This is a genomic window from Candidatus Woesearchaeota archaeon (genome assembly GCA_016214075.1).
GTDB lineage: Archaea > Nanobdellota > Nanobdellia > Woesearchaeales > DSVV01 > JACRPI01.
Genome location: JACRPI010000036.1, coordinates 1 through 25,101 on the forward strand (window position 1 = coordinate 1; position 25,101 = coordinate 25,101).

Consider the following 25,101-nt stretch of genomic DNA (forward strand, 5'->3'; position numbering starts at 1 on the left):
CTTTGTTAATCCACATCAACAACTCAAAGGGAAAACTCCTGCTGAAGCAGCAGAGATTGATCTCCATTTAGGACAGAACAAGCTTCTTGATCTCATAAGATGGAGAGCAAAAATGCAGATGACGAAGAGATGACAATGTCCCTTTTGAAAAGGAAGTTCTAAATCAGCTTGAATATGATAGTTCAAACTGTTTTTTTCTAGAAGAGCAAGAATAGTGGAGAGTTTATTCTTTGGATTCTTTTCACTATAATGATACTCAATGAACATCTCGTGAATCAAAGAAATCTTTCCAGTTTCGTCAAGATCTTCAAGGACAAGAATTTCAGCGCCTTCGACATCAAGTTTGAGAAAATCAACAGGTGCAGTAATATAAGAAGAAAGTTTGTCCGTGGCAACAGGAATTTCTTTGACATGCATTTTGTTGTCTTCTGTTCGCTTAATGATGCTCATTGCAAGGTTTCCTTTTCCTTCTGCATCGCTATAGAAAGACGTGGTTCCTTTCACATTACTGAGAGCAAGATTATGAACAGTCACAGAATCCCAATTGTTCTCCTGAACATTTTTTTGAAGGATAGTAAATGCTGCTGTATCAGGCTCAAAACCAAAAATTTTCGCGTGAGGATACTGTTTTTTGAAGAAAAGAATGCTCATCCCAATGTTACTTCCACAATCAATAATGTACGGCGCTTCTTTTTTTGTGGTAAAATGATATTCTTTCTTGACAAAAATTTCATAAAAGAGCCAGAAAAGAACTTCATAGTCCAGACAATAAATCAATTGCCCAAACAACTTTTCTTTTTGGATTTTTCTCTTCAAAATAACTACAAGAAAGGTGTATTTGATGAATAATGTCATGAACGCAAAAAGAACAGTTACTTTCTCTTGGAAAGAACGCTCATTTTTCCATATCGTGCAAATGTTGTTTTTGGTATTGATTAGTGATTGAAGAGGATTCATAACAGTGCAGGACAACGTTTTGTTTAATAAAGTTATAGGAAATTACATTAATTTTGGAACATTTTCTGTGTAATCATGATTTGAAAGCATTTTCCATGAAAAGATGATAGAGTTTTTTAAAATCAACAATACGAAAACAGTAAAGAGCTGGAAAGTAGAGAAAAATAAGAATAAATCCACAAAGAACTGCTTCAAAAAGGTTGTTCCATGGGAGAAGGAATTTCAATAAAAAGATAAGAGCAATAATGACTCCAGAAAGGAGTAAGGAATATATCCATGATGAGAAAGGAAATGCAAAAGGAAGAAATCGCCGTAAATAAAAGCAGGAAATAAGGAACAAAAAGATGTAAGAGAGTGAAGTGGAAAGTGCTGCACCTAAAATTCCTAAAGAGGGAACAAGAAGAACATTAAGAACAAGGTTGAGGAGAGCAATAGACGCAGCGACACTAGCCATATACCGTGCCTTTCCTAAACCCGTGAATATAACACTGTTAAATTGAGAAAATGCATAGAATAATGTTCCAAAAGATAAAACAATTAATGCATATTTTGCGTCGATATATGAAGAGCTGAATAAAAAAGAGAGAATGTACTCAGAAAATGCAAAAAAAGCAAGAACAAAAGGAAGAAGAAAGACAAAAGTATACTGATAAGCAAGTGTAATTGCTTCCTGAAGCTCTTTATGTTTTTTTTCAGTAATAAGTTCTGTGACAATAGGAACAAACACAATGGATATTGGTCGCATAAGAAAAAGAAGAAGAAGAGAAAGAGGTAAAGCAATATTATACAAACCAACTTCTGTTAAAGAACGAAAATAAGTGAGTACAAGCGTATCTGTTTGTGAGATAAGAATCCAACCAAAATTAGTGAAAGCAATAAAAAAACCATAATAAAAAACATCTTTCAAGATAATGCCATTAAATTGAAGTTTTTTGAAAAGAGAGGGAATAAAAGAAAGTACATAAGGGATGTACAAAAGAAAGAGAAGAATATTAATCGCAAGATAGGCAAAAAGTGGAGCATAAATTTCTTTTCCCTGGGAAAAAAGAAACACCGAAATCAAAATGAGAAAAAGCATGCGGAAAAAATCGAGAGCAGTATACCAAGTTGTTCTAGAATAACCAAGGAGAAGTGTTGCAATAAAAATAATAAATGGTGCAGTGAGAAACCATATCCCCAGGAATTGAAGTGCAGATGCTGCAATAGGGTTATGAAAATAAGAAACTGCTAAAAAGTCTTTAAGAAAATAAACAATGAGATAAAGAATAAGAGAGAGAGAAAACTGAAAACAAAAAACTGAAAAGGAGAGGGAACTAATCTTATCTTCCTGCCCTCGCAAGCGGTATTGGACAATGAGTTTTGTTGCAGCAGGTTCTAACCCTAAATCAATAAAGAGCATGAAAAAACTGTAAAAAGAAATAACGCTGAAAAAAAGTCCATAATCAGCAACAGAGAGATAAGAGGTAAGAATTTTCCTGAATAAATATGCAAGAAAACTTCCAAGAATAATGAAAACAAAAGAAAGGCTTATTCCACGGATAATACGTTTATACATGAATGGAAAGAGCACCTCGTCGCTATAAAAAACTTGTGCATGATGATAAAGATTTGTTTATGATGGAAAGCCAACAACAACGGCACAAGTAAAAACACGCACCCGCAAAGTCCTACAAAGCAAGTAGATGAGTTACGTTAAGCGTACGACCGAACGAAGTGAGTGATTGGAACGTGTTGCAATTCATTACGAATCGAAGATTCGAAATGGTCGTACCCGATCTCGCTTCCAATTCTTTGATCTCTGATCAAAGTTGACTGAGCTTTGCTCAGACTAAGGCGAAAGAATTGACACAATTCATCTCTTTTTATTTATGTAAAACAAAAAATACAGGGGAATTCAAAAGCAGTAAGGCGAATCAGGAAAAACAGAGCAACTGAAAAAGCAATCGAGAATAATGAAAAAGAAGGAACAGCTATCCATGGTTCCCACACAACAGTGCAGTACAACATGGAACGTGGGTGTTCTTGACGGCTGTGTTCGAAATGGGAACAGGTAGAGCCACACCACTATGGCCGTTCACGAATATGTGGATAACTGGTTTATTTATAAAGGTTTTGTAAAATCAAAGAAAACCGAGTAGAAAAGAACCAGACAACTTATAGAATCCAAGAGCACAACCTATTTAAATGCTCCAAAGCCTCTCCGTCTCATGAACATAGCTATTTTTGGGTCAGGATATGTTGGTCTTGTCACAGGAACCTGCCTCGCAAATTTGGGAAACATGGTCACCTGCGTGGACATTGATCAACAGCGAATCGCAAACCTCCAGAAAAACATTCTTCCTATCTACGAACCCGGATTGCAGGAATTAGTAACAAAGAACGTACAAGAAAAACGCCTTTCTTTCACCACAGACGCAGCAGCAGCAATCCAGCAATCAGATGTTATTTTCATTACAGTAGGAACTCCTTCTGATGAAAATGGAAAAGCAAATCTGACTTATGTTTTCCAAGTTGCGGCAACCATTGGAAAACACATGAAGAGCTACAAAGTAATTGTAGATAAAAGCACAGTGCCAGTAGGAACTGCAGACCAAGTTCGTGCAATCATCATGCAAGAACAAAAAGAAAAGCATCCATTTGATCTTGTTTCAAATCCAGAATTCCTACGAGAAGGAGAAGCAATTCATGATTTCATGAATCCTGATCGAATTGTAATAGGAGTAGAGTCAGACAGAGCAAAAGAAATTATGACGAGACTCTACAAAGGATTAGAACGAACAGGAAAACCAATATTCATTACAGACATAAAAAGTTCAGAGATTATCAAGTATGCGGCAAACGCATTCCTCGCGACAAAAATATCCTTCATGAACCAAATCGCGCAGCTCTGCGAAAAAGTAGGAGGAGATGTCAAAGAGATTGCAAAAGGTATTGGTCTTGACCAAAGAATAGGGTCCAGATTCCTACAAGCAGGAGTAGGGTATGGAGGAAGTTGTTTTCCAAAAGATGTACAAGCATTAACGCATACAGCACAAGAAGCTGGAATCGACTTTCCATTACTGCAAGCAGTGCATGAAGTCAATAACAAACAAAAACAATCACTCCTTCCAAAAATACAAACACTCATTGGAGATACCAAAGGAAAAACAATTGCAGTGTTGGGATTATCATTTAAACCAAAAACAGATGATATCCGAGATGCGCCATCTGTAACAATTATACAGCAGTTACTCAATGCAGGAGCAAAAATCAACGCATACGATCCAATTGCAATGAATGTAATGAAAAAATATTTTCCAACAATAGAGTACACAGAATCAGCGTACGATGCAGTAAAAAATGCAGAATGTTTGGTCATCGTCACAGAATGGGATGAATTTCGCTATCTCGATCTCAGTAAAATAAAAGAAACAATGAAAAATCCAGCAATTGTGGATGGAAGAAATATCTACGATCAAGAAGAAGTAAAAAGAATGGGCTTCAAATATGTGGGAGTAGGAAGAGGAAACAGCGAGGAACCACAATGAAAATTCTCGTCACAGGCGGTGCAGGGTTTATTGGAAGTCAGGTCGTTGATAAGTATATAGAAGAAGGCCACACAGTTGTTATCGTTGACTCTTTAGTAGCAGGTGATGAAAAAAATATCAACCTTAAAGCAACATTTTACAAATGCGATATCACCTCGCTAGAATTAAAAACTATTTTTGAAAAAGAAAAACCTGATGTCGTGAATCATCATGCAGCGCAGATGAATGTGCGAAAATCCATTGAAGATCCTATGTATGACGCGCAGACAAATGTCCTTGGATTAATTAATGTCCTTTCTTGCGCAGTAGAAGCAAAGGTAAAAAAATTTATATTCATCTCCTCTGGAGGAGCAATGTATGGCGACGCGCCAGTGCTGCCAACACCAGAGGAAACACATCCAACACCACTGTCTCCGTATGGACTCGCAAAGCACATTGGAGAACAGTATGTGCAGCTCTTCCATCGCTTGTATGGAATGCCGTATGTCATTCTTCGATATGCAAATGTCTATGGTCCAAGACAAAACCCTCTAGGAGAAGCAGGAGTCATTGCAATATTTATTGACAATATGCTCAACGGAAAAAGAGCAATAATATTTGGTGATGGGCAACAAACACGGGATTATGTTTATGTTGCAGATGTTGTTGCTGCAAACAGCAAGGCGCTCACAGCAGGAGAAAATAAAATCCTAAATCTCGGAACAGAAAAAGAAGTTTCAGTGCTTGAACTGCACACGATTGTCCAGGAAGTTTTGACGACCAATGAAAAGCCAGTATTTGCAGAAAAAAAGCAGGGAGAAGTATTTCGTGGCGCATTACAGTGTCGTGCTGCGGAGAATGTTTTAGGCTGGAAAGCAACTGTTAATCTTAAAGAAGGCATTCAAAAAACAGCGCAATGGTTTAAAGAACAACGAGGCACACAATGAAAACATGCCTTGTCACAGGAGGAGCAGGATTTCTGGGAAGCCATTTGTGTACATTTCTCCTTGAAAAAGGACACCATGTTATAGCAGTTGACAATTGTATTACTGGCAATACAGAAAATATTGCGCATCTGAAAAATAATTCAAACTTCAAATTCATAAATCACGACTGTACAAAACCAATAATAATTGATGAACCAATCCACTACGTTTTGAATTTTGCAAGTCCAGCGTCGCCTATTGATTATCAGAAGATTCCAATAGAAACATTGTTTGTTGGTGCATATGGAACCCAGCATGCGTTGGATCTCGCGAAGGAAAAGAACGCAGTCTTTTTGCAGGCATCAACATCAGAAGTGTATGGGAATCCAGCAATAACACCACAACCAGAAACATATTGGGGGAATGTGAGTTCCACTGGACCACGAAGTTGTTATGATGAAGCAAAGCGCTATGCAGAAGCGTTAGTCATGGCATATCATAGAAAATACAAGATGGATACAAAAATAGTGCGAATTTTCAATACATATGGACCACGAATGCGAATAAATGATGGGAGAGTTATTCCTGCATTTATCAGCCAAGCCCTCGAAGGAAAACCATTAACAGTGTTTGGTGATGGAACACAAACAAGAAGTTTCAGTTATGTGGATGACCTCATCGCAGGAATTTACGCGCTCCTGATCTCAACAATAAACGAACCAGTGAATATAGGAAATCCTGAAGAGTTCACTATGATTGATGCTGCAAAGAAAATAATTGCGTCTACAGGAAGTAGAAGTACAATCACGTTCCAACCATTGCCGCAGGATGATCCAAAGCAGCGATGTCCGGATATTACAAAAGCAAAGACCCTGCTCAAGTGGCAGCCACAGATTTCTTTGGATGAAGGACTAAAGAAGACAATTCCGTGGTTTCAACAGCAATTAAAGAAAGATTAACCTATTTCTGACGAGAAAGAGAAGAAAATACAACAAAATTTAAAAAGATCAAGACGTAAAAGGAGAAAATGCCTGTAAAAAAATGTCTTATCTGTGAAGAAGAAGCGAAATTCGCTATCAAAAGCACGAATGACTATTATTGTGAAGAATGCGCGCAAGATCAGTTTGGAGACATTTCTTATTTAGTGAAAATTGAAGAAGCGACACAACAGCAGGAAAAAAGTGTTATAAACAAACTTGAAGAAGAGCAAGAAATTCTGAAAGAAGAGTAAAACTACTATTGGACAATCTGTTCTCGAACGTTGAAATTCTTACCACAATAAACGCATTTTTTCTTTTTGCCAAAAAGCGTTCCTTCTTTCAAAGGAAGATATTTCATCCGATTCTTACAGTTCGGGCATTGAAGAAGAAATGTTTGAGGCATAATTATTCCAGTGAATGTTTTTTCTTATGTTTATGTTGCGGATCTTTTTCTTGCGTCTTTTCTGCGTCTTTTTCATAGCTTGCGACAAAAGAAGCTTCTTCTGGTTTGACTTCATCGTCATCGACCATTTCTTCGCGGTCAACTGCAGAATCAAGTTCCTGTTCCTCTACACCCTGCTCAACTGCTTCCTGATGGACTTCACCTGCATTCTGTTGTGCTTGCTCTGCAACTTCAGGAACAAGATCTTCTGGACTTTTTTCTGGAGAAATAACTTCAAGGAGATTTGATTCAGCTGCGCCTGCGTCTGCTGCTGCGCGCGCTTCTTCCAGTTTACGCTGTGTTTCTTCTGATTCCTTGACATGCGCGAACATTTCTCGTGCGGCTTGTGCGTCGCGAAGGTCAAAATAGTCAAAAAATTTCTGTGTTAATTTGAGCATGAATGTTCTACCATACTTTTCTTTGATAAGAAAACCCATTTTTTCAAGTTCACCGATGTGTTCATACGCTTTATTCGTGCGAATCGCGATTACTTCACTTTGGGTGATCGGCTGTTTCCACGCGATCACTGCGAGCGTTTCCATCATTGTTTTCGTAAGTTCAGTGTTTGGATTGATTTTGCGAACAATAGAAAGGTATTTTTCTCTGGTAGTCAATTTCCACGAATCCCCTTCTTGGACAATCATGACTGGGCTTTCGCGGTCAGTATATTCTTTTTGAAGCTCTGCAGTTGCTTCTTTAATTGCGGCAGATGAAGCAGGAAGATGGAGTTTTAATTCGTCAAGTGTCATCTTTCTTCCGCAGGCAAATAATAATGCCTCTATTTGATTTTTGAGCTCATTGACCATGGGAAAAATAGCAGTTTCCTACTTTATATGTTTTTCGAAGAAAAAATTTGTATTAAATTGCCTGTTTCCAAAGTTCATGAAAAAATGCTTTTTCACTATCGACAAGCTGTTTGGATTGGATGAGAATACCGGTAGGTTTTTCACCCCACGTGATAAATGCCATTTTATTATTACAAATACTCACATTAGAAGGAATAGGGAAATCAAGATATTTCATTTTAAGATTTTTTCTATTTTGAAAGAGAGAACGGAGTTCCTTTCTAGCAAGTCCTTTTATCACAAGTTTTTTTGCTTTTCGCTTAGCGTCATATCGTATAAAGAACGTTTGGATTTCTCTGTTCATGCCTGAAACATCCATTGCAAAGAAATAATAAACATCACCAGGCTTTGTATCTTCTATCAACGCGCTCAGCATGCTTATAATTCCTTTTGTTCCTTCATATACTTCTGCACCTTTCTTTTCCTCAGCAAAACGTTGTAAGGACTCCAGATGGGGCAGGATATCCTCAAGCTTTTTTTCCTTTTCACGATATTGTTCAAGAAGTTGCTTTGGGCTAACTGCTTGGTATATTTTTATCTTTCCTTGGAATATAAAAGTAACAAGACCTTTCTCAATCAAAGAATGAAGAGTATTATGTGTTGTTGAACTTTGAAGTCCTGTTTTTTTTATAATAAATCCTACTTTAACTGCTCCCTGTCGTAATAAGAGGAGATAGATTTTTGCTTCTGCTTGAGTAAAACCCATTTCTTGTAAGATTTCCTGCTCCATAATAAGAAGATGTATTATTAATTATTTAAATGTTCTGAAGAACCACTCCAATTTTGGAGAGTTAGTGTTTATATGTTTAAGAAGTTTCCACTAAGTAATAACAAAGGAGGCAATAGAATATGATAAATAATGTAAGAAATGTGATAAAAATAGCAGGTCTTGGGCTTCTGCTTAGTTCATGTACACCAAGAGATACGGAATTAGTTATTTCTCCTATTTTTAGATATCAACAGAGGGATTATAGTTGTAGTGGATATGAAAATGCTGCAAGAGAGTATGAACGAATAAGCATTTTTAGAAGAGACACACCAGAAATAGTTCCAATCATACATTATTGGAGAGATTCAGGAAAAATAGAGATAAACAATGGAAATTTAGATATTCGAGAAGCAAAAAACTTACTCTCTATATGTGAAGAAGAACTAGAGAATTAAGCTATTTGAAATAGGTACTAAATAGAAAGAATCCGAAAATAATAGAATATTATCTCCTCACTCGTTTCACCGAAGCAACTCCAACACGAGCACTACGAATTAAAGTACTTGTCTGATGTTCTTCAACAACCAATCGCAAACATTCTTTAAAGTCACGAAGAAAAAGCTGGACATGTTTATCAGCTTTATTCAATTTATAGAGTTGTGTATTCCCAATAATCCGTGATTTCTGAACGTATCTTTTTCCTTCAAAAAGAGCAATGACTTGATATGCTTTTGGTCTGCTAATGGTAAGTTCATATGCCATATCTCCAACAGCAACGTCTAAATCCTGATTCTCAAGAAGATACTCCAAAACCTGATTTTCGATAGTATCTCCGTACACATCACAAAATACGCCTTTCATGTAATCATCTCATATATTTCTTGAATAGTGTGTGGATTTAAGCTAACATGCCACTCAGATCCTTTCCCAGTTCGTTTTTTTAATTGAATAATATACCCAAGACGAATAAGATTGTATAACTCCACTTTACATTCTTTCTGTTCGTTCTTGGAAAGATACTTTGTTCTTGAAGTATACAATTTATCCAAAGGAAAATGTTTTCCTCCAATATACCTTTTGTTGACCAAAAAGGTAAGGATTGCTTTTGTGCCAGCATGCATAGTACTCCCTCACAAAGGAAGCACGCTTTTGTTGCGCCACATGAGTTAATATTTATTTACACATAGTAATAATATATTAACTATTTAAATCTTTCGCGAAAAAAGAAAAAAAGCGCAATAAAGCGCACTTAAACATCCTGCAATCCGCCTTCAGTCACATAGAATGCAACTTCTGCTTCTGGCAAGTTTGGACTGTCCACAAGTTTTGCAACTCTGCTGCCTTTCTTGCCTTTGCGCAAGTAGATCCTGAACGTGCTCGCGTGTCCCACAATGTGTCCACCAATTGCCTGCGTTGGATCTCCAAAGAACTGATCTGGCTTTGACATGACTTGGTTCGTTACATAAACACAGATGTTGTAGGTGTCAGCAAGTTTCAAGAGCGCGTGCATATGCTTATTGATTTTCTGCTGTCGATCAGCAAGCGTTCCTCGTCCAACAAATTCCGCTCGAAAGTGCGCAGTAAGTGAATCCACAACAATAAGTTTGACGTTCAAATGTTGCTGCGTAATCATTTCTTCAATCTTATCAACGAGGAGCATCTGATGGTCAGAGTTGTATGCGCGACCTACTTTGATTTTTTTGAGCACAGCGTCAACATCCATGCCCTTTGCAGCAGCGAGCTGTTTGATTCGTTCTGGTCTAAAGGTGTTTTCTGTGTCAATGTAAAACACTGCTGGATTTTCTTCTCCTTCAACTGCGAGCGCATTGACCGCGAGCATATGCCCAATTTGCGTTTTTCCTGCGCCAAATTCCGCGTAGACTTCAGTGATTGCGCCCGTTTCAAAGCCACCAGCCATCATTGCGTCAAATCCTTTATGCCCTGTGGAAATCTTAAGGACACGCTCTCGTTTGAGCATAACCTGATCCCCACTTTCAAAGCCCATGTCCAGATTGTCGCGTGCGGCGTTGATAATTTTTCGCGCGCCTGCTTCAGAAATGCCTGTTGCTTCGACAATTTCTCCAGGCGTCGCAACAGCAATAGCCATCACAGTGCCAAAGCCGACTGCTGTTAATTTTTCAGCAGTTGCTGGCCCAATGCCAGGAAGATCATTGATAGTGATCTGCTTGCCTGTTTTTTTGATAGGCGCGGCGTCTTCAATGTCTTGCTTTTCTTGTCGAAATTGTTCTTCATCGAATCGTTCTTCCATTGTTTCCTCAAATACTTGTTCTTGTTTACGCATAGGTATCTCCTCCAAATTTATATGTTCTTTCATCTACTGTGAAATAAAAAAATAAAAAATAAAAAAAGATTTAAGCAGCTTCTCCTTCTTCAGCGCCTTCTTTGTTGAGCACAAGGAATTCATACGCTTTGTTGACAACGACCGCGACTTTTGGCAAGTCATTTAAGCGAAGAGAGCTCGTTGTTTTCCAAGAGCCATCTTTATCTTTGTAGCTTCTTTCCAAAGAAATAGTGCTGTAGGTTGTTGGTTCCTTTCCTTCAAACTCTTTGCCTGGAGTGTTCCAGACAGTTGCGCTGACTGCGCCTGCTCTAAATTTCTTTACTGGTCCTTTTTTTGTTTCCATAGTTCCACCTTCCTTTCGGTTTTTATTTCAGCAGTGCAGAGCTGGTGTATTGCTACACATGTCTTTCAACTCAATGCCTGTGGTGTAAAGATATCTATAACCAAAGTTCCTTATATACCTCACAGCAGCGTGTCGAGTGGAGAATTCTAGTGTCGTTTACCGAGAATAAAAGCACTGGACAAATGAGTTTGTCGAGTGCAGAATAACTTCGTTAAATTCCGTTGTTATACACAATAAAAAATTCAATTTTAAATTATAGAAGGAAGATTTTCTTTAATGCGATGAGAAAAGTTTAAAAATCTTTTATCAATAACAGAATCATATGAATAATGCAAAAATAACAAAACCTCGCGTTTATACAATGAGCTTCGCAAACGTTTACGCTTGTTATGTTACTAAGGCAGAAAAAAAAGGACGCACGAAAACAGAAGTCGATGAAATAATTCGTTGGTTGACAGGATATAACCAGAAAGAGTTAGAAGCGCATATAGAAAAAAAGACAGACTTTGAGATATTCATTGTGCAAGCTCCTCAACTGAATCCTTCGAGAGCTTTGATTAAAGGCGTGATTTGCGGCGTTAGAATAGAAGATATCAAAGATCCAACTATGCAAGAGATCCGCTATTTGGATAAGCTTATTGATGAGTTAGCAAAGGGAAAGACGATAGAGAAGATTTTGCGAAGATAACACAGACGCACCGCTCGCAGGGCATCCCAATCGCAGCAAGCTGCGGGGTATTGCCCGCTCGCGATTCGATGCGTCTGTGGAATTGTGAAATTGGGTCACAGCAAGCTGTGGGGTATTATTTCGAGCTATGCTCGTAATACTACGGACCTTTGGTCCGAAGTAAACCCAAATTTCACAATAAATGTTTAGGTTGGGAGTAAAATAGGATATTTTAAACAAAAAGAAGACAATGAGACTAAAAGAATTATTGCCATATTTTGATTGGTGAAAAAATAGGAATAAGTGTACAATGAAACAAACCAACGAACACAAGTCAATAACTGCCTTCCACCGCAACGACTTTCGAAAATGGTTAGAAGAAAACCACACAAAAGAAAAGAAAGTAGCGACTATTCTCCATAAGAGGCATACAGGAAAGCCTGCACCAACGCACAGGGAATTAATGGAAGAAGCGATTTGTTTTGGTTGGATTGACACCACAATCAAGCGATTGGATGAAAATACGTATCTCAGATATTTCGCAAGACGAAATGAAAAAAGCAAATGGAGTAACAACACATTGAGCTATGCGAAAGACCTCATAAAAAGAGGACTGATGACAGAAGAAGGGCTCAAATTCTACAAACTTGGCTTGCAGCGACCAACGCATGATGCAGGCATTCCAAAAAATCCAGACATGCCAGATGAATTAAAGAAAGCACTTAACAAAAACAAAGTTGCGAAAAAGAATTTTGACACGTTTCCTCCATCTGCCAAAAAGATGACGTACAGATGGATTCTTCATGCAAAATTACCAGAGACGAGGATGAAGAGAGTAAATATAACAGTGAAAAATGCAGAAATGAAGAAGAAGGTTATGTGATAAAGGTTTTGAATACCTTAAAATAAGACTTTGGACTGACCCCCTGAAAAAGGACAAAAAGAGAAAAATTTGTTCAGTGCTATTCTTCACTGGGGGGGGGCACAAAAGTTTTTATAGAATAAAGTTCTAACATTCTTTGACTCATGAAGAATTTTGAGTGAAAGAAGTACCATGAAAGCCCTTAAAAATTTTGAGCAAACTATTGATGCTTTTCCGAGAAAAGATAAAATAACTTCTCTCTTACTTCAGGTTCCTCCTGAAAATTCACTCGAAGCACAGTTGATTCTGATCAAAAATCTCACAGACAGAGGCTTTAAAGTGATAACACTTTCCGGAGGAAGACCGTGTAAAGATTTAATAAGTATGTATGAAGAAAAAAAGATTGAAATGAACAATATCCACATCATTGACATGATTTGCAGAAGTCAGCATCTGAATGTGAAAGATACAAAATTCGTAACACACATGAACAGCATCCAGAGTTTAACAGAAATTTCAATCTTGTTAAATAAAATAATCGTTCCAAAGAAAACAGTGTTGTTTGTTGACTCAATAACATCGATGCTGATATATAATGATGAAAGAGTGTTTACTCGATTTCTAAGCGAAGTGGTGCAAAAAATGAAAACGCGGGAGATTCATCTCATTCTTCTTATTATCAAGACAAAGAATTATGATAATATTCGTTCTGAGTTAAAATACCTTTGTGATCAGGAAATGACATTTTAATGAAGAAGAAAAAGAAGAGAAAATAATTCAAGCAAAACAATAAAATATTCTCCAAAACCTTTTAAAACAGCCCTGATTACTTCTTGATCATGAATCCAGCCTACAAAAAACTCATGGAAAAGCAGCAGTACCTCTTTGTCGGAGAACACTCTGCGGTCAAAATCTGTGGCTGGACAAAGAAAGCGCTCCAAGATGAAGGCATGTGCTACAAAGGAGTTTTCTATGGTATCAACTCCCACCGCTGCATCCAGATGTCTCCTGCGATTAATTTCTGTGATATGGATTGTGTCTATTGCTGGAGAGATCGGAACAACTCCAGCTTCGGCAAAATAGACAAGCCAAAAGATGTTATGGAATCTGCAATCAGAGCGCAACGAAAACTCCTCACCGGCTTCAAAGGAAATCCAAAAACAAATCAAGAGCGCATGAGTGAATCAAAAGAGCCAATGCACGTCGCGATTTCGTTAAACGGCGAAGCGACATACTATCCACATCTCTCCGAGCTCATCCGCGACATTAAGAGAAGAGGATGGAGCAGTTATCTCGTCACCAATGGCATGCTTCCGCAAGTCCTAGAAAATCTTGAGCTTCCAACCCAACTCTACATTTCGTTAGACGCGGCAAATGAAGAATTGCAAAATAAAATCACACGATCTATGCATAAAGACAGCTGGCAAAGATTACTGAAAAGTTTGGATATTATGCAAAGCCTAAAAGGAAAAACACGCACAACATTGCGATTAACAGTCGTCAAAGGACTCAACGACATTGAACCAGAAAAATACGCAGAACTGTTCACAAGAGCAAATCCTGATTTTATTGAAGTGAAAGCGTATATGTTTGTCGGCGCGAGTAGAGAACGATTAGAAATGCAGAATATGCCGTATCATGAAGAAGTCAAGGCGTTTGCGGAAAAGATCGCACAGTTTTGCCAGTACAAAATCAGCGCGGAGCAAGAAGCGTCAAGAGTAGTTTTGATGACAAAAGAAGATTCAGCTCCTAGATTTATTGATTTTGAAAAACTCAAGCAAGAATATATTGCACAGTTTGCGAAAGAAGCGGAAATCCCTGCAAATCCTGAATTAGATAAGTTAGTCACAGAATACAGTGAGCAAGAAGAAGTTTCTCAAGAAGAAAAGTTTATTCCATTGAGTGCGATTAAAGTGAAAGTATAACTACATCTCGAGCAAAACCCCAAACGGTCCTGGATTCAATAAGGTTGTGTTCTTAATATGCTCCACTGCGCCAGCAGATTCATGAATGTGCCCAGAAAACACATAATCAATTTTGTGTTTCAAATAAAAGTCACGAAAACTTTTATTGCCGCAATGTTGATCACCTATTGTATCGACTTTTGAACCATATGGCGGCCCATGCAATAACAAGATGGTCTTCGGATCTTTTTTTCCTTCCTTCATAATAACATCTTTATATTTCTTCAAACCTTGAACAAACCGAGGAGCGTAAATGTTCTCAAAATCTTTGTCCCGCAAACTAAATCCATCGCCGCCATAGCCCATAAAGATCAAGTGCCCAACGCGCAATACTTTTTTGTGCACAAAAAGAACGTTCTTTAACTTCAGTTTCTGGCAGTCAGCAGCAACGTCGGAAGAAGATTCATGATTGCCATGAATCACGAGACAAAGAGTCCCGAGATCATCGAGTTTCTTCAATATTTTCTGTTGCCGTTGTCCAAAAATAGTAAAATCTCCTAAACAGACAAGCAAGCCAGCGGACTTTGCTTTAGTTTCTATCTTCTTGAATGCGGCGTCACTGCCATGCATGTCAGCGAAAACAAGGACTTTCATGCAACAAAAACAGCAGAACTGGTTTATATAACCTGTGAAGAAAAAACAGCCACTTCCTGACACATTTAAGAGAACAACACAATAAAAACAGAAAAAATGGCATAAGGTTTTTAAACGAAAAAAGGCTTCTTTAAGAGAATATTATATAAAATTTAAGGTACTCCAAATGGTTGCAAACACTGTCGATGATTTACTTGAAGGCCCAACAGAGATCAGTTGGATGCTTTATAACCTTGTGGAACCGATTGTTCGAGGATATTTAGAAAATGGAAGAGTGATTTCTATAGATGATGTTTTTCTTGATAAAGGAGGAAGAAAAAATAGAAGAGAAGCAGAAACTGAACGAAGAGCTGCAGAAGAAGAAATTCTAAGAAATGTAAATGCGTGGATTGAAGAAGGACTTGAGGACTTGTATGCAACTCAAGCATTTTTCGACAGAGAAATGCGAAAAGCAGAAGCAGTAAAACCTATCGATACACATATGTTTACCACATATGGAGCATTTCATGAAGGATTTACAAGTCATGCTCAAAGATTTATCAGGGCAAGCAATCTACCACCAGAAACAGTAGAAGCATTAAGAAAAATTATTGATTTTGATAGGAGAGAAACAGGGATAACCTTAAACAGATCCGTTTACTTAGGAATGAGACATGGAACACTGAGAATTACGGATATACCTTCATATCCAATCGTGTTCCAAGTAAGTAGAATCAAAGACCCTACACGTATGGGAAGAAAGTTTGCGCGATATGTCTGTGAAGGAATACAAGAATGGAGAATTATGCAGGCATATCTTGATGGTCATGAAAATAGAAAGGAACGAGATAAAAAGATAGCAGAAGGATTAAAAGAATTAGAGAATGGAAATAAGGATGACAGAAAAACTGCAGAAAGAATTATCGAAAATTTTGGAGCAATGCATGCGCATGGCTTGCGAACCCCATTTGCAGAGCAAGAAGAACTTCATATAGGACGAGAAGGAGTTGATCCTCTTGAGTATGTTCTAATGCGCTGCCGAGTAAGCGATGTTCTCGGCGTCATGAATGTTGTAAGAACAGAGAGTGAAGTGAAAGAACTTATCGAGCGGACAAAAAATGGAAAGTTTTATGGAGAAGAGAATTATAGAGCACTCTTCGGAAAGCGATTACGAAAAGAAGGGAAAACGTGGGGCTATGTCAATGAGTTTATTGTTGATGACCAAGGAAGAAGAATTTTTACGTATGGTGTTCCAAAAAGACCATTAGAAAGAAATAATATAAGAATTGATTTCGGAGTTGAAGCGCTAAGAAATTACGCAGATGATGCAGTAGGTGGAGAGAGAAGCCATATTATCCATGAAGCACGCCAGGAAGTAAGGATAAAAGGATGGCGTAGAGATATACAAAAATTATATGGCGCAATTTGTAATGCAGTGAATTCTCCATTAGAAAGACTTGATATGAAAAGATATGAAGTATACAAAGGATTTCCATTTCAAACAGAAGCAAGAGCAAAATAAAAATGACCATCCCCCTTGCAACACAATATAATTTTACAGGAACATACACACTCAAAGTAGATCCAAGAGGAAGAATAGCAATACCTGTAGACATCGCGCGTGGGCTTGAACAAAAAGTCCGTGCAACGATAATTGCAGATCCTGACGTGCAAATAAGTGAATATGGCGTTCAATATCGCGGACAGTGGCTGTATGTAAGTCGAGAACAAACGTCGCAAAGAAAAAGAATAAGAGAGTTTATTGATAAAATAAAACAAGAAGATCCAACTGTTCCTGATATTATTTATAAAAGCACATTGCTTGATGCAAAACTTCTTTTGGATCCAGCAGATGAAGCAAAAAAGATACAAACAAGACATTGGCAATATTCTGAAGACGGACAAAAGAGAGAGTACACAACATTATATACCAATCTTGACATGATGATGGGAGATATCAGAAGAAGAGAAGAACTAGGAAGAAGACCTGAACCAGAAAGAATACAAGAGAATATTTATTGTAGTACGCAGGCATTCGAAATAGATGCGCAAAATAGAATTTGTTTTGGAAAAAATCATGAAATAGTAAGAGAAGCGTTACAAACAACAGGAAGAGAAATAGTTCTTTTAGGCATGCAAGATATGCTTGTCCTTATAACGCCAGCACAACGAGAAGCACTGCAAAAAAGAGAACCCGCATTTTTGCGAGAGGGACAACTCGTTCATCTCATAAGATCTTAACACCCATAATAATCCATCAAGACAATTTTATCCAAATCTTCTAAATTTTCCACAAGATAAAATCGCCCATTCCCAAGCGCGACAAGTTTCTCTGCAAATTGTTTTCCAGCTGCATCAAGCTGAATCCCAATAAGCGAAACAGTAATCCCGCCAGCGACAGCCTTCTCCACAGCGTCAAATGTCGCCTGCATGGGATCAGAGCCAACAGTGGGCACAGCGTCAGTCAAAAGAAGCAAATGCTTTGTCCCATTATGTGGAGGGAATAATGTCAGCGAATGCATGATGCATCCTGCAAGATCAGTCTCCTTTGAAGGCATGATTTGAACCATTTCCTTGAGCAGCAATCCAAAATCAAAACAGGGCGCAACAGATGCCTGAATCGTTTGTCCAAAAACAATAAGACCAACCTCGTCTTTTTCCTGTAATGCTTTGAAAGCAAGCGCGACGCCAGCTTTTTTGCAGGTGGCGATTTTTGCGCCTTTCATACTGCCAGAAGAATCAAGTCCATAAATCAAAGAAACTTTTCCTTTTTCCTGACGAGTAAATATTTTCAGATCTTCCACAGAAAGAGTTGCATGTTTTCGTCGAAGCGCAGTCTTAATGGTCCGACGAAGCGCAATGTCTTTGTAACGGTCACCTTTGTGAAAATCATGAACATCGAGCGGTGCGCCATAATGCGCCTGCTTCTCAAGAGGTTTTTCCCCTAATAATCCATACGCTTCCAAGTGATCAATCTCTTCAACATACAATTGCAATGCAGCAAGTTCAACCCCTTTCTCAGTAAACATGCCTTTTTTATCCACAAAACCTTGTTCTTGCATTTCTTCAAATTGTTCTTGAATATTTTGTTTCAGTTGTCGTTGGAATTCTGGAATGCGAACATTCTGCTCCACATATTTCTCGTCATAACCAGTCATCTGACGAATAAGTTTCTCCCCATAAATTTGTTTTGCGGTTTTATAATTCTTGACCAGCTTTTCAAACATGAGATCTGGTGTAAAAGAAAAAAGCGATTGATTCATAGAATCCTTAATTATTTTTGCTTTGTCAATAATGGATTGGTCATTTTCCATGACAGAATGCATGAGCTTATCTTCAACGTTTTGAAACGCAAGCTTGCCGCCAAGTTCTTCTGCTTCATCAAAATCTTTAACAGTATTTTTTTCTTGTTTTCTGTCAGGGAGAATCATTCTTTTCTTCATCAAAAGAACGCTGCTCTAATGCCTGTTTTCCCAAACCATGATCAGTAAATTCTTCTAGTTCTTTTTCAAGAAAAGTTTCAGTTGTTTGAAGATAGCGAATGCTTGGTTTTAATTTAATCCGATGACTCAGAACAGAAGGAATAACGCTTTTCACATCATCAAAAGAAACCTCCTGGCGATGATGCAAAAGAGCAGTGCTTTGTGCGCGTTCATAAATACCAATGGTTGCGCGAACGCTCGGCACTTTTTCAAGATTTTTATTGTCGCGAAGCTCGCGAACGAAAAGGACAAGATAGTTGAGAAGGGGTGTTGGAAATGTGACAATCAGTTTGTGCGCTTTTTCAAGAACAATCTGTTCCTCAAGGATAGCGGTTTCTGGATACGTCATCGTGAGCATATCCATGCGATCGAGCAAAACATCACTAAGCCGTTCTGTATTAGTATCCTGCGGGTTCATGGTTGCGATAAAAATAAATTGCGCAGGGAAATCAATATCATATGTTCCAATAGTGACAATTCTTTCTTGAAGCACTTGTAATAATGCGTTTTGTAATTTCTCAGGACACCTATTGAGTTCATCAAAAAACAAAACACCATTGTTTGCTTTGAAAATTTTGCCTGGCGTAAATGCCTGCAAACTCATGGGCCCAAATTCCAATGCTTTAAGGGGATCAATATCGCCGAAAAGATCTTCAACAGTAAGGTCAGGGCTTCCCTGGATGCGAATAAAGCGTTCGCTTCCTTTAACGATTTTTGTCTTTACTTTTTTGCCTTCCTGACATGCTGGACAGAGTGGCTGTTTTGGGAGACAATGATAGAGGCAATCGTTCACTTCAAGATCAGGCAGAACATCCGCAACATTTTTCGCAAGCGTGGTTTTTCCAATACCAGGCGGACCAAGAATCACGATGTTTCTACCCATAAGAAGCGCGGATTTCAGTTCTTCTTTGACATGTTGCTGCCCAAGGATAGCGGGAAAGAGCTCTTTCTCCGTGAGAAAGACTTTTTGAAGTGTGGATAAGGTCATGAGCAGAAGAAAAATGATGAGTGATATATAAAGATTTGGAGAGCTTACTTGAGATTTATTAAAATAAACAGCATAAGAAGAGAAACGATAGAGGTAATAAGAAGATATTTTGGTTTTTTCAAAAGAAATGGAATAATGTTAAGAATAATTATTCCTCCACCAACAATTTGATTTATCAGCGTCATTTTAGATCCCCTGTTGCATAAGTATTTTTATTGCTTCAATTAATAATCCAATACCAGCTAAAACACTTCCAAGATTAACACTTCCTGCTATAGTTGCAACTCCGGCAAGAACTAAGACGACGCCAGCAATCATATCAATAGGATTAAGGACAAATGCCCCTTTTGTGTTCATTGTATTTTTATGGTTTCTCTCTCTTTTATAGTTTGTGATTTGTTTTAATAAGAACTATGACTTTTTTGTCCCAAAATACACACAAACTTTAAATGAAACTACTGCTTTATAGGAGTAAATAAGAGAATATTGTCATAGAAGAAAGATATCATATAGAAAGATATATAAAAAACAAACGTGAGAAAAATGGTAGGAAGTTTAGGAACGAATTTAGAAACGAGAATAGGTGATTATATGTCAGGTGGGCATCCAGCAGCGCATGGAGATCATGGTGGTCATGGCGCTAAACATGGAACTAAAAGAAAAAGACATGAAGATGTAGGCAAAGAACATCAAGAAATGTATGATCGAATAGTTGAAGAAATATTTGATCCTGAAGAACATCGAAAAGTAACGCAAGTACATAATGATGCATATATTTCTAGTCTTGGAACATTAAAAGGAAAGCAATTTGATAATCGCTTTGATGCAGAAGAAGCATTAGTAGATGCGTTAATTAAGTATAGAAAAGAAACCGGAATTCCGGTCAGCGAAAACGGAGAGGACAGACATTATGTGTATAATGAAGTACGAGGCCTCTTAGAAAGATTAAATCAAGAAGGACAATTAGCAGGAAAGGTAGATCAAACAATTAGAGAAGGAAATTTGTATGAATTGTTTGGAATAATTCACAGAAATGAAACACATCAAAAAATTACTGGAAAGATAGAATACAAACTAAACAAAGAATTACCCCATGATCAAGAACCAGAATTTTACCAAGGAGTATTAAAAGCACATGGAAACCATGTTGGACGTTTCTACAAGAAATCTGAGCTTGCAAAGCAAGGCAATAAAAACCAATTAATTGCAAATTTCAAAGGTTTCTATGATTCAGAAATAGATAGAATGCTTGAAGATTATGTAGAGACGCATAAAAAAAGCCACGGAGAACACGGAGCAAGCCATGGCGGTAGCGGTCACGCAGGACATTAGAAAATAATTTTTTCTTCTTTAATTTTATTTCTTTCTTTTTACAATTTTCCCATTCTGATCAGAAACAAAATCAACAAGTGTTGAAGGATGTGCTTTCTTGACTCCTTCGTATAAAATAAATCCAACCTTTTTCTGCATCTGCGAAGGAATATCATGAAAAGAAGTCATAAAAGGCGCACCACTACTATTCACGCTCGTCGTGACAATTGGTTTTCCATACGCAGCAACAACAGACGCAAACCAATGTTTTGGAATGCGTACACCAATTGTATAATCTCCAAGATGGACAGAACGAGAAACTGCTTTTTTATTTTTAAGATGCAAAATAAATGTATACTTCCCTGGCAATCTGCCCAACCACTTCTTCGCTCGAGCGTTAACAACACAATTTTTCAAAATCCATTGTTTGGAAGGCGCAATAACAGAAAAAGGTTTGTGTTCCCGCTGTTTCAAGATGCGAATATGTTTGACTGCGCGAGTGTTGGTCGCGTCACAGCCAATGCCATAAATAGTATCTGTCGGATAAATGAATGCGCGCCCTTTCTTGATGAGTGCAAGATATTTCTTTTGATGCTCCAGAAATGGTTTCTTGTGAACAAGCGTCATAATTCTATTTGAGAAATGCTTCTATATTAACCTTTGCCAGAATTTCCTACACAGTCATGTACCTTTACATCATCACACTTCATGATTCACTCCGCTGCTTTTGAATCCCCAATCTTTTTTATTTTTTAATGGTAAAGAGAAGAAACGAAATGTGACATAAGAAAGAGAAGAGGCAACTACAGAACGAACGCCAAGTATTCCTAAATCTTTATATATCCTGAACTTTTCTAAACATCTATGCTCAACATTCAACTAATCCGAAAAAATCCTGAAGTCGTACGGGCAGACCTTGAAAAAAGAAATGACAAAGAAAGAGCAGTCTTCTTAGAAAAAGTAATTGGATTAGACGCAGCCTACTTAGAAAGTCTTAAACAAACAGAAGCGCTGCGAGCAAAGAGAAATGAGATTTCAAGAGAAGTAGGAAAGATCAAGAAAGCAGGAGGAGATGCAGCTGCCCTGTTGGCAGAAGCAGCAAAAATCCCGCTCCAAATCGAGACAAAAGAAGTAGAACAACAACATATCAAAGACGAAGTAGATTATTATCTTAAACGTTTGCCAAATCTCCTACATGAATCTGTTCCCGTCGGCGCAGACGACACAAAGAATGTCGTAGTAGGAGAATTTGGAAAAAAACAAACAAGTGCATTCCCGCTGAAAAGCCATGTAGATTTGCTGACAGAAAACAACTGGGCAGATCTCGAACGAGGAGCGAAAATCGCAGGAGCAAGACAGTACTTCCTCAAAGGAGACCTTGTTCTTTTAGATATGGCAATTCAGCGATATGCAATGGATTTTATGGACAAGAAAGGATTTCTCCTTCTCTATCCTCCATTTATGATGCATCGGGATGTCTATGAAGGAGTAACAGACATTGCGGATTTTGAGCATGTGATGTATAAAATTCAAGGGGAAGATCTCTATCTTATTGCAACGTCAGAGCATCCGATGATTGGCATGTTCCAGAATGAAATCTTTGAACCAACACAATTACCGATGAAGCATGTCGGTATAAGCGCGTGTTTCCGAAAAGAAGCAGGAGCGCATGGAAAAGATCAGAAAGGAATCTTCCGAGTCCATCAGTTTAACAAAATTGAGCAAATAGTGATCTGCCAGCCAGAAGAAAGCTGGAAATTGCATGAAGAACTTCTAGAGAATGCAAAAGAGTTTTTCCAATCATTAGGATTCCATTTCCATATCGTCAACATCTGTACAGGAGATATTGGAACAGTTGCGGCAAAAAAATATGATATTGAAGTATGGTATCCCGTGCAAAATGCATACAGAGAAGTAGTTTCCGCAAGCAACTGCACGGATTATCAGGCACGACGATTAGGCATGCGCGTGCGAGGAAAAGAAGAAAACTACCCTCCACATACATTAAATTCAACCTGCGTCGCGACAAGCAGAGCAATAGTTGCGATTCTAGAAAACTTCCAGCAGAAAGACGGCTCAGTAAAGATTCCTGATGTGCTTGTGCCCTATATGAATGGAAAACGAGTTCTTGAGAAGAAGTAAAAGCGGGAAAGACTTATATATCTGTATTTCTAGAATAAACTGCAATGGCAAAGAAATCAATAGGAGACATTAATGGATGGGTCTTTATCGGCGTTGGTTTTATCGTCATGGCAGTTTCTATATTTTTCTATGACACGCTAAAGATATTTATCGCGCTTGGTGGTCTTATGACGCTCTATGGTCTTGGTAAATTATCGTATGATAATTTGAAAGCAAAGATATTTCCGAAAGATGAAGAAGAAGGTCCTATTGATTTGAACAAAGCGCAAAATCCGTATATACAGCAAAAAGCAGCGCAAAGACCGCAACAAGCAGCACAGCAAATTCAGCACCATCAAACTGCGCATCCAGCACAGCAGCAAAGAGTACAGCATCAAGGACAAGCGCACCCTCAACATCGGCAAAGTCAACAAATACAATATACGCACCCGCAACGAGCGCAAGTGCAGCACAGAGCAGTGCATCCACAGCATAATCAAGGAAGATATTGTCATAGCTGTGGCGCGCCAAAACAACCGCATCATAGGTTCTGCGCGAATTGCGGCGCTAGGATAATGTAGGGCTTGGATAATACTCAATCTAACTTTTTATATAAAACATAGTAAAGAGAAGAGATTATTTCAACGACAGCTACGAGAATTGTGATCCACAATATAAGACTCAATTTAGCTGAACCTAAAAAAATATATAAAAAAGTAGGAATCAATGAGGAGAGTGGGCTAAAAACAAACTTCATCTCTAAACGATTTTTACTTTTAATTGCTTTAACAAATGCATTGCCTGAAGCTAGTCCCCAAGAGATCATAAGAAATATTAAAAGATAAAATAATAGTTTCAATGGTAAGAACAACAAAATAAGTGAGCTTAGCAGGGTTATTGACCATATAATGATGTTGCTTTGTAAATACTTTTTCATATAATTAAGTATACATGATACCTTTATTTAGTTTACTCTGAGTTATTATGTATTGAGTAGAGTCCAGGTAAAAACATAAAGAAAACGCATATAAAGCACAAAAATCTTCTTTTTTCCATGGGTTTATTTGATACAATGCTAAAATCAGGAGAGAGTATTTTCCTTAACGAGCTTGCGTTAGACTTTTCATTTCAACCAAAACTTCTCCTCCATCGAGAGAATGAGCAATTTACCATCGCAAACTCAATCAGACCATTATTCAGCGAGCGAACAGGAAAGAACATCATGCTCCATGGCAAGCCAGGAATTGGAAAAACACTCGCAGTGCTCCATGTCTTCAGAGAACTTGAAGAGCAGCATGAAGAAATTCTTCCCGTCTATGTCAACTGCTGGCAAAATAACAGCACCTACAAAATCGCGATCGCCCTCTGCGAAGCAGTGAACTACAAGTTCTATCAAAATAAAAAAACGCATGAAATTTTCAAAGATCTCGAAAACACCTTTAACAAAAACTGTGTCGCGTTTTGTTTTGATGAAGTGGATAAACTAGAAGACTTTGATTTTCTTTACACGCTTTTAGAAAATGTGTTCAAAAAAACAGTAATTCTCATCTCCAATTACAAAGAATGGTTTACAGGATTGGACGAACGGATTCGTTCAAGACTCAGACCAGAATTGGTAGAGTTCAAAGAATATAATGCGCAAGAAATAAAAGACATTCTCGAACAGCGAAAAGGATTTGCGTTCAAACCAGGAGTTCTGCAAGAGGACGCATTTGAAGTCATTTTACAACACACCATTCAGCAAAAAGATATTCGTGCGGGTTTGCACTTGATGCGCCAGAGCGCAGAAGCTGCAGAAGAAGTAAGTTCGCGAATCATTACTGCAACTCATGTCACCAATGTACTGGACAAAGGCGCAGAAGGATATAATAAAGAACCGCTGGAATTAGATGAAGACTGCAGAGCAGTGCTTGAACTCATCAAAGCAAACAGCGGTATGAAAATTGGCGATCTCTTCAAGAAATACGAAGATACAGGAGGAACGCAATCCTACAAAACATTTGTGCGAAAAGTGCAAACACTTGGGTTTGGAGGGTTTGTTTCCTTAAAGAGAGTTGTTGGTGCAGGCGGAAATAGTACATTAGTCTATCATCAGAATATCAAAAGGTTGGATGAATTCTAAA

General features: G+C 38.0%; 31 protein-coding genes and 1 rRNA gene. 15 read left to right on the forward strand and 17 right to left on the reverse strand.

The features are described from left to right. Nucleotides 1–15: 15 nt before the first annotated feature. The 3 genes from HZC31_06660 to rrf form a co-directional block, all read right to left on the reverse strand. Nucleotides 16–957 (reverse strand): FkbM family methyltransferase, encoded by a 942-nt coding sequence (locus HZC31_06660; protein MBI5003040.1) that lies wholly within the window; start codon nucleotides 955–957, stop codon nucleotides 16–18. A 73-nt stretch (nucleotides 958–1,030) separates the two neighbouring features. Next, on the reverse strand, nucleotides 1,031–2,512 hold the full coding sequence (locus tag HZC31_06665) for a polysaccharide biosynthesis C-terminal domain-containing protein (protein MBI5003041.1): 1,482 nt from the start codon (nucleotides 2,510–2,512) through the stop codon (nucleotides 1,031–1,033). 406 nt (nucleotides 2,513–2,918) lie between these two features. Beyond that, nucleotides 2,919–3,035 (reverse strand): 5S ribosomal RNA (rrf, locus tag HZC31_06670). A 129-nt stretch (nucleotides 3,036–3,164) separates the two neighbouring features. On the opposite strand from rrf, the gene HZC31_06675 reads away from it, so the two are divergent. From HZC31_06675 to HZC31_06690, 4 genes are all read left to right on the forward strand, one after another. Further along, entirely contained in the window at nucleotides 3,165–4,484 is a 1,320-nt protein-coding gene (locus tag HZC31_06675) for a UDP-glucose/GDP-mannose dehydrogenase family protein (protein MBI5003042.1), read from the forward strand. Beyond that, on the forward strand, nucleotides 4,481–5,410 hold the full coding sequence (locus tag HZC31_06680) for an NAD-dependent epimerase/dehydratase family protein (protein MBI5003043.1): 930 nt from the start codon (nucleotides 4,481–4,483) through the stop codon (nucleotides 5,408–5,410). Before HZC31_06675 ends, HZC31_06680 begins: the two co-directional genes overlap by 4 nt. Continuing rightward, on the forward strand, nucleotides 5,407–6,348 hold the full coding sequence (locus HZC31_06685; GenBank protein ID MBI5003044.1) for an SDR family oxidoreductase: 942 nt from the start codon (nucleotides 5,407–5,409) through the stop codon (nucleotides 6,346–6,348). The genes HZC31_06680 and HZC31_06685 overlap by 4 nt, the downstream gene beginning before the upstream one ends. A 68-nt stretch (nucleotides 6,349–6,416) precedes the next feature. Further along, entirely contained in the window at nucleotides 6,417–6,620 is a 204-nt protein-coding gene (locus HZC31_06690; protein MBI5003045.1) for a hypothetical protein, read from the forward strand. Nucleotides 6,621–6,625: 5 nt separating this feature from the next. Here the strand turns inward: HZC31_06690 and HZC31_06695 are convergent, their stop codons facing one another. From HZC31_06695 to HZC31_06705, 3 genes are read right to left on the reverse strand one after another with little or no spacing between them, the layout of a single operon-like run. Next, entirely contained in the window at nucleotides 6,626–6,772 is a 147-nt protein-coding gene (locus tag HZC31_06695) for a hypothetical protein (GenBank protein MBI5003046.1), read from the reverse strand. A 2-nt stretch (nucleotides 6,773–6,774) separates the two neighbouring features. Then, the gene (gene scpB / locus HZC31_06700; GenBank protein MBI5003047.1) at nucleotides 6,775–7,617 is read right to left on the reverse strand and encodes an SMC-Scp complex subunit ScpB; all 843 of its coding nucleotides are present in this window, start codon (nucleotides 7,615–7,617) and stop codon (nucleotides 6,775–6,777) included. Between the two features lie 52 nt (nucleotides 7,618–7,669). Then, nucleotides 7,670–8,386 carry a hypothetical protein gene (locus HZC31_06705; protein MBI5003048.1) on the reverse strand — a complete coding sequence of 239 codons (717 nt, stop codon included), beginning with the start codon at nucleotides 8,384–8,386 and terminating at the stop codon, nucleotides 7,670–7,672. A gap of 119 nt (nucleotides 8,387–8,505) precedes the next feature. Here HZC31_06705 and HZC31_06710 point away from each other — a divergent pair, with 119 nt between their 5' ends. Continuing rightward, nucleotides 8,506–8,820 carry a hypothetical protein gene (locus HZC31_06710; GenBank protein ID MBI5003049.1) on the forward strand — a complete coding sequence of 105 codons (315 nt, stop codon included), beginning with the start codon at nucleotides 8,506–8,508 and terminating at the stop codon, nucleotides 8,818–8,820. 49 nt (nucleotides 8,821–8,869) lie between these two features. Here HZC31_06710 and HZC31_06715 read toward each other — a convergent pair whose 3' ends face one another. From HZC31_06715 to HZC31_06730, 4 genes are all read right to left on the reverse strand, one after another. Next, nucleotides 8,870–9,226 (reverse strand): hypothetical protein, encoded by a 357-nt coding sequence (locus HZC31_06715; protein ID MBI5003050.1) that lies wholly within the window; start codon nucleotides 9,224–9,226, stop codon nucleotides 8,870–8,872. Continuing rightward, complete coding sequence (locus HZC31_06720) at nucleotides 9,223–9,486, reverse strand: hypothetical protein (protein MBI5003051.1); 264 nt, start codon at nucleotides 9,484–9,486, stop codon at nucleotides 9,223–9,225. Before HZC31_06720 ends, HZC31_06715 begins: the two co-directional genes overlap by 4 nt. 128 nt (nucleotides 9,487–9,614) lie before the next feature. Further along, complete coding sequence (gene radA / locus HZC31_06725; protein MBI5003052.1) at nucleotides 9,615–10,667, reverse strand: DNA repair and recombination protein RadA; 1,053 nt, start codon at nucleotides 10,665–10,667, stop codon at nucleotides 9,615–9,617. A 70-nt stretch (nucleotides 10,668–10,737) separates the two neighbouring features. Beyond that, nucleotides 10,738–11,010 carry a hypothetical protein gene (locus HZC31_06730; protein MBI5003053.1) on the reverse strand — a complete coding sequence of 91 codons (273 nt, stop codon included), beginning with the start codon at nucleotides 11,008–11,010 and terminating at the stop codon, nucleotides 10,738–10,740. A 337-nt stretch (nucleotides 11,011–11,347) separates the two neighbouring features. Here HZC31_06730 and HZC31_06735 point away from each other — a divergent pair, with 337 nt between their 5' ends. From HZC31_06735 to HZC31_06750, 4 genes are all read left to right on the forward strand, one after another. Then, on the forward strand, nucleotides 11,348–11,698 hold the full coding sequence (locus tag HZC31_06735; protein MBI5003054.1) for a DUF2200 domain-containing protein: 351 nt from the start codon (nucleotides 11,348–11,350) through the stop codon (nucleotides 11,696–11,698). Nucleotides 11,699–11,987: 289 nt separating this feature from the next. Next, nucleotides 11,988–12,560 carry a YdeI/OmpD-associated family protein gene (locus tag HZC31_06740; protein MBI5003055.1) on the forward strand — a complete coding sequence of 191 codons (573 nt, stop codon included), beginning with the start codon at nucleotides 11,988–11,990 and terminating at the stop codon, nucleotides 12,558–12,560. A gap of 171 nt (nucleotides 12,561–12,731) precedes the next feature. Further along, on the forward strand, nucleotides 12,732–13,289 hold the full coding sequence (locus HZC31_06745; GenBank protein MBI5003056.1) for a hypothetical protein: 558 nt from the start codon (nucleotides 12,732–12,734) through the stop codon (nucleotides 13,287–13,289). A gap of 89 nt (nucleotides 13,290–13,378) precedes the next feature. Continuing rightward, complete coding sequence (locus HZC31_06750; GenBank protein ID MBI5003057.1) at nucleotides 13,379–14,464, forward strand: 4-demethylwyosine synthase TYW1; 1,086 nt, start codon at nucleotides 13,379–13,381, stop codon at nucleotides 14,462–14,464. On the opposite strand, the gene HZC31_06755 is transcribed toward HZC31_06750, so the two are convergent. After that, nucleotides 14,465–15,097: a metallophosphoesterase gene (locus HZC31_06755; protein MBI5003058.1), complete on the reverse strand. Its 633-nt coding sequence runs from the start codon at nucleotides 15,095–15,097 to the stop codon at nucleotides 14,465–14,467. A gap of 166 nt (nucleotides 15,098–15,263) precedes the next feature. On the opposite strand from HZC31_06755, the gene HZC31_06760 reads away from it, so the two are divergent. Together HZC31_06760 and HZC31_06765 are read left to right on the forward strand one after the other, a co-directional pair. After that, nucleotides 15,264–16,598, forward strand: a complete 1,335-nt coding sequence (locus tag HZC31_06760; protein MBI5003059.1) for a hypothetical protein — start codon at nucleotides 15,264–15,266, stop codon at nucleotides 16,596–16,598. A 2-nt stretch (nucleotides 16,599–16,600) separates the two neighbouring features. Next, nucleotides 16,601–17,317 carry a hypothetical protein gene (locus tag HZC31_06765; GenBank protein MBI5003060.1) on the forward strand — a complete coding sequence of 239 codons (717 nt, stop codon included), beginning with the start codon at nucleotides 16,601–16,603 and terminating at the stop codon, nucleotides 17,315–17,317. Here the strand turns inward: HZC31_06765 and HZC31_06770 are convergent. From HZC31_06770 to HZC31_06785, 4 genes are read right to left on the reverse strand one after another with little or no spacing between them, the layout of a single operon-like run. After that, nucleotides 17,314–18,507, reverse strand: a complete 1,194-nt coding sequence (locus HZC31_06770; protein ID MBI5003061.1) for a VWA domain-containing protein — start codon at nucleotides 18,505–18,507, stop codon at nucleotides 17,314–17,316. The two genes, HZC31_06765 and HZC31_06770, sit on opposite strands and share 4 nt — an antisense overlap. Continuing rightward, nucleotides 18,494–19,546, reverse strand: coding sequence for an ATP-binding protein (locus HZC31_06775; GenBank protein MBI5003062.1), 1,053 nt, complete (start codon nucleotides 19,544–19,546; stop codon nucleotides 18,494–18,496). The genes HZC31_06770 and HZC31_06775 overlap by 14 nt, the downstream gene beginning before the upstream one ends. A 44-nt stretch (nucleotides 19,547–19,590) precedes the next feature. Continuing rightward, nucleotides 19,591–19,731: a hypothetical protein gene (locus tag HZC31_06780; protein ID MBI5003063.1), complete on the reverse strand. Its 141-nt coding sequence runs from the start codon at nucleotides 19,729–19,731 to the stop codon at nucleotides 19,591–19,593. Between the two features lies 1 nt (nucleotide 19,732). Then, nucleotides 19,733–19,903, reverse strand: coding sequence for a hypothetical protein (locus tag HZC31_06785; protein ID MBI5003064.1), 171 nt, complete (start codon nucleotides 19,901–19,903; stop codon nucleotides 19,733–19,735). A 186-nt stretch (nucleotides 19,904–20,089) separates the two neighbouring features. On the opposite strand from HZC31_06785, the gene HZC31_06790 reads away from it, so the two are divergent. Continuing rightward, nucleotides 20,090–20,878: a hypothetical protein gene (locus HZC31_06790; GenBank protein ID MBI5003065.1), complete on the forward strand. Its 789-nt coding sequence runs from the start codon at nucleotides 20,090–20,092 to the stop codon at nucleotides 20,876–20,878. A gap of 24 nt (nucleotides 20,879–20,902) precedes the next feature. On the opposite strand, the gene HZC31_06795 is transcribed toward HZC31_06790, so the two are convergent. Next, nucleotides 20,903–21,484 carry a threonylcarbamoyl-AMP synthase gene (locus tag HZC31_06795; protein MBI5003066.1) on the reverse strand — a complete coding sequence of 194 codons (582 nt, stop codon included), beginning with the start codon at nucleotides 21,482–21,484 and terminating at the stop codon, nucleotides 20,903–20,905. A gap of 237 nt (nucleotides 21,485–21,721) precedes the next feature. On the opposite strand from HZC31_06795, the gene serS reads away from it, so the two are divergent. After that, nucleotides 21,722–22,999, forward strand: coding sequence for a serine--tRNA ligase (gene serS / locus HZC31_06800; GenBank protein MBI5003067.1), 1,278 nt, complete (start codon nucleotides 21,722–21,724; stop codon nucleotides 22,997–22,999). A gap of 44 nt (nucleotides 23,000–23,043) precedes the next feature. Next, a complete protein-coding gene (locus tag HZC31_06805; protein ID MBI5003068.1) occupies nucleotides 23,044–23,559 on the forward strand; it encodes a hypothetical protein in 516 nt (171 codons plus the stop codon). A 14-nt stretch (nucleotides 23,560–23,573) separates the two neighbouring features. Here the strand turns inward: HZC31_06805 and HZC31_06810 are convergent, their stop codons facing one another. Next, a complete protein-coding gene (locus tag HZC31_06810; GenBank protein ID MBI5003069.1) occupies nucleotides 23,574–23,915 on the reverse strand; it encodes a hypothetical protein in 342 nt (113 codons plus the stop codon). Between the two features lie 117 nt (nucleotides 23,916–24,032). On the opposite strand from HZC31_06810, the gene HZC31_06815 reads away from it, so the two are divergent. Further along, nucleotides 24,033–25,100, forward strand: a complete 1,068-nt coding sequence (locus HZC31_06815) for an AAA family ATPase (GenBank protein MBI5003070.1) — start codon at nucleotides 24,033–24,035, stop codon at nucleotides 25,098–25,100. The last annotated feature ends 1 nt before the right edge of the window (nucleotide 25,101 follow it).

What these genes read in the sequence shown, in the direction of transcription:
- HZC31_06815 (MBI5003070.1), top strand. Translation starts at nt 24,033, where the DNA reads ATGGGTTTATTTGATACAATGCTAAAATCAGGAGAGAGTATTTTCCTT.
- HZC31_06780 (MBI5003063.1), bottom strand. Translation starts at nt 19,731, where the DNA reads ATGACGCTGATAAATCAAATTGTTGGTGGAGGAATAATTATTCTTAAC.
- HZC31_06660 (MBI5003040.1), bottom strand. Translation starts at nt 957, where the DNA reads ATGAATCCTCTTCAATCACTAATCAATACCAAAAACAACATTTGCACG.
- HZC31_06695 (MBI5003046.1), bottom strand. Translation starts at nt 6,772, where the DNA reads ATGCCTCAAACATTTCTTCTTCAATGCCCGAACTGTAAGAATCGGATG.
- HZC31_06775 (MBI5003062.1), bottom strand. Translation starts at nt 19,546, where the DNA reads ATGACCTTATCCACACTTCAAAAAGTCTTTCTCACGGAGAAAGAGCTC.
- HZC31_06745 (MBI5003056.1), top strand. Translation starts at nt 12,732, where the DNA reads ATGAAAGCCCTTAAAAATTTTGAGCAAACTATTGATGCTTTTCCGAGA.
- HZC31_06690 (MBI5003045.1), top strand. Translation starts at nt 6,417, where the DNA reads ATGCCTGTAAAAAAATGTCTTATCTGTGAAGAAGAAGCGAAATTCGCT.
- HZC31_06680 (MBI5003043.1), top strand. Translation starts at nt 4,481, where the DNA reads ATGAAAATTCTCGTCACAGGCGGTGCAGGGTTTATTGGAAGTCAGGTC.
- HZC31_06675 (MBI5003042.1), top strand. Translation starts at nt 3,165, where the DNA reads ATGAACATAGCTATTTTTGGGTCAGGATATGTTGGTCTTGTCACAGGA.
- HZC31_06750 (MBI5003057.1), top strand. Translation starts at nt 13,379, where the DNA reads ATGAATCCAGCCTACAAAAAACTCATGGAAAAGCAGCAGTACCTCTTT.
- HZC31_06705 (MBI5003048.1), bottom strand. Translation starts at nt 8,386, where the DNA reads ATGGAGCAGGAAATCTTACAAGAAATGGGTTTTACTCAAGCAGAAGCA.
- HZC31_06765 (MBI5003060.1), top strand. Translation starts at nt 16,601, where the DNA reads ATGACCATCCCCCTTGCAACACAATATAATTTTACAGGAACATACACA.
- HZC31_06730 (MBI5003053.1), bottom strand. Translation starts at nt 11,010, where the DNA reads ATGGAAACAAAAAAAGGACCAGTAAAGAAATTTAGAGCAGGCGCAGTC.
- HZC31_06770 (MBI5003061.1), bottom strand. Translation starts at nt 18,507, where the DNA reads ATGATTCTCCCTGACAGAAAACAAGAAAAAAATACTGTTAAAGATTTT.
- HZC31_06740 (MBI5003055.1), top strand. Translation starts at nt 11,988, where the DNA reads ATGAAACAAACCAACGAACACAAGTCAATAACTGCCTTCCACCGCAAC.
- HZC31_06790 (MBI5003065.1), top strand. Translation starts at nt 20,090, where the DNA reads ATGGTAGGAAGTTTAGGAACGAATTTAGAAACGAGAATAGGTGATTAT.
- HZC31_06720 (MBI5003051.1), bottom strand. Translation starts at nt 9,486, where the DNA reads ATGCATGCTGGCACAAAAGCAATCCTTACCTTTTTGGTCAACAAAAGG.
- HZC31_06710 (MBI5003049.1), top strand. Translation starts at nt 8,506, where the DNA reads ATGATAAATAATGTAAGAAATGTGATAAAAATAGCAGGTCTTGGGCTT.
- HZC31_06665 (MBI5003041.1), bottom strand. Translation starts at nt 2,512, where the DNA reads ATGTATAAACGTATTATCCGTGGAATAAGCCTTTCTTTTGTTTTCATT.
- HZC31_06810 (MBI5003069.1), bottom strand. Translation starts at nt 23,915, where the DNA reads ATGAAAAAGTATTTACAAAGCAACATCATTATATGGTCAATAACCCTG.
- serS (MBI5003067.1), top strand. Translation starts at nt 21,722, where the DNA reads ATGCTCAACATTCAACTAATCCGAAAAAATCCTGAAGTCGTACGGGCA.
- HZC31_06755 (MBI5003058.1), bottom strand. Translation starts at nt 15,097, where the DNA reads ATGAAAGTCCTTGTTTTCGCTGACATGCATGGCAGTGACGCCGCATTC.
- HZC31_06760 (MBI5003059.1), top strand. Translation starts at nt 15,264, where the DNA reads ATGGTTGCAAACACTGTCGATGATTTACTTGAAGGCCCAACAGAGATC.
- HZC31_06715 (MBI5003050.1), bottom strand. Translation starts at nt 9,226, where the DNA reads ATGAAAGGCGTATTTTGTGATGTGTACGGAGATACTATCGAAAATCAG.
- HZC31_06785 (MBI5003064.1), bottom strand. Translation starts at nt 19,903, where the DNA reads ATGAACACAAAAGGGGCATTTGTCCTTAATCCTATTGATATGATTGCT.
- scpB (MBI5003047.1), bottom strand. Translation starts at nt 7,617, where the DNA reads ATGGTCAATGAGCTCAAAAATCAAATAGAGGCATTATTATTTGCCTGC.
- HZC31_06795 (MBI5003066.1), bottom strand. Translation starts at nt 21,484, where the DNA reads ATGACGCTTGTTCACAAGAAACCATTTCTGGAGCATCAAAAGAAATAT.
- HZC31_06685 (MBI5003044.1), top strand. Translation starts at nt 5,407, where the DNA reads ATGAAAACATGCCTTGTCACAGGAGGAGCAGGATTTCTGGGAAGCCAT.
- radA (MBI5003052.1), bottom strand. Translation starts at nt 10,667, where the DNA reads ATGCGTAAACAAGAACAAGTATTTGAGGAAACAATGGAAGAACGATTC.
- HZC31_06805 (MBI5003068.1), top strand. Translation starts at nt 23,044, where the DNA reads ATGGCAAAGAAATCAATAGGAGACATTAATGGATGGGTCTTTATCGGC.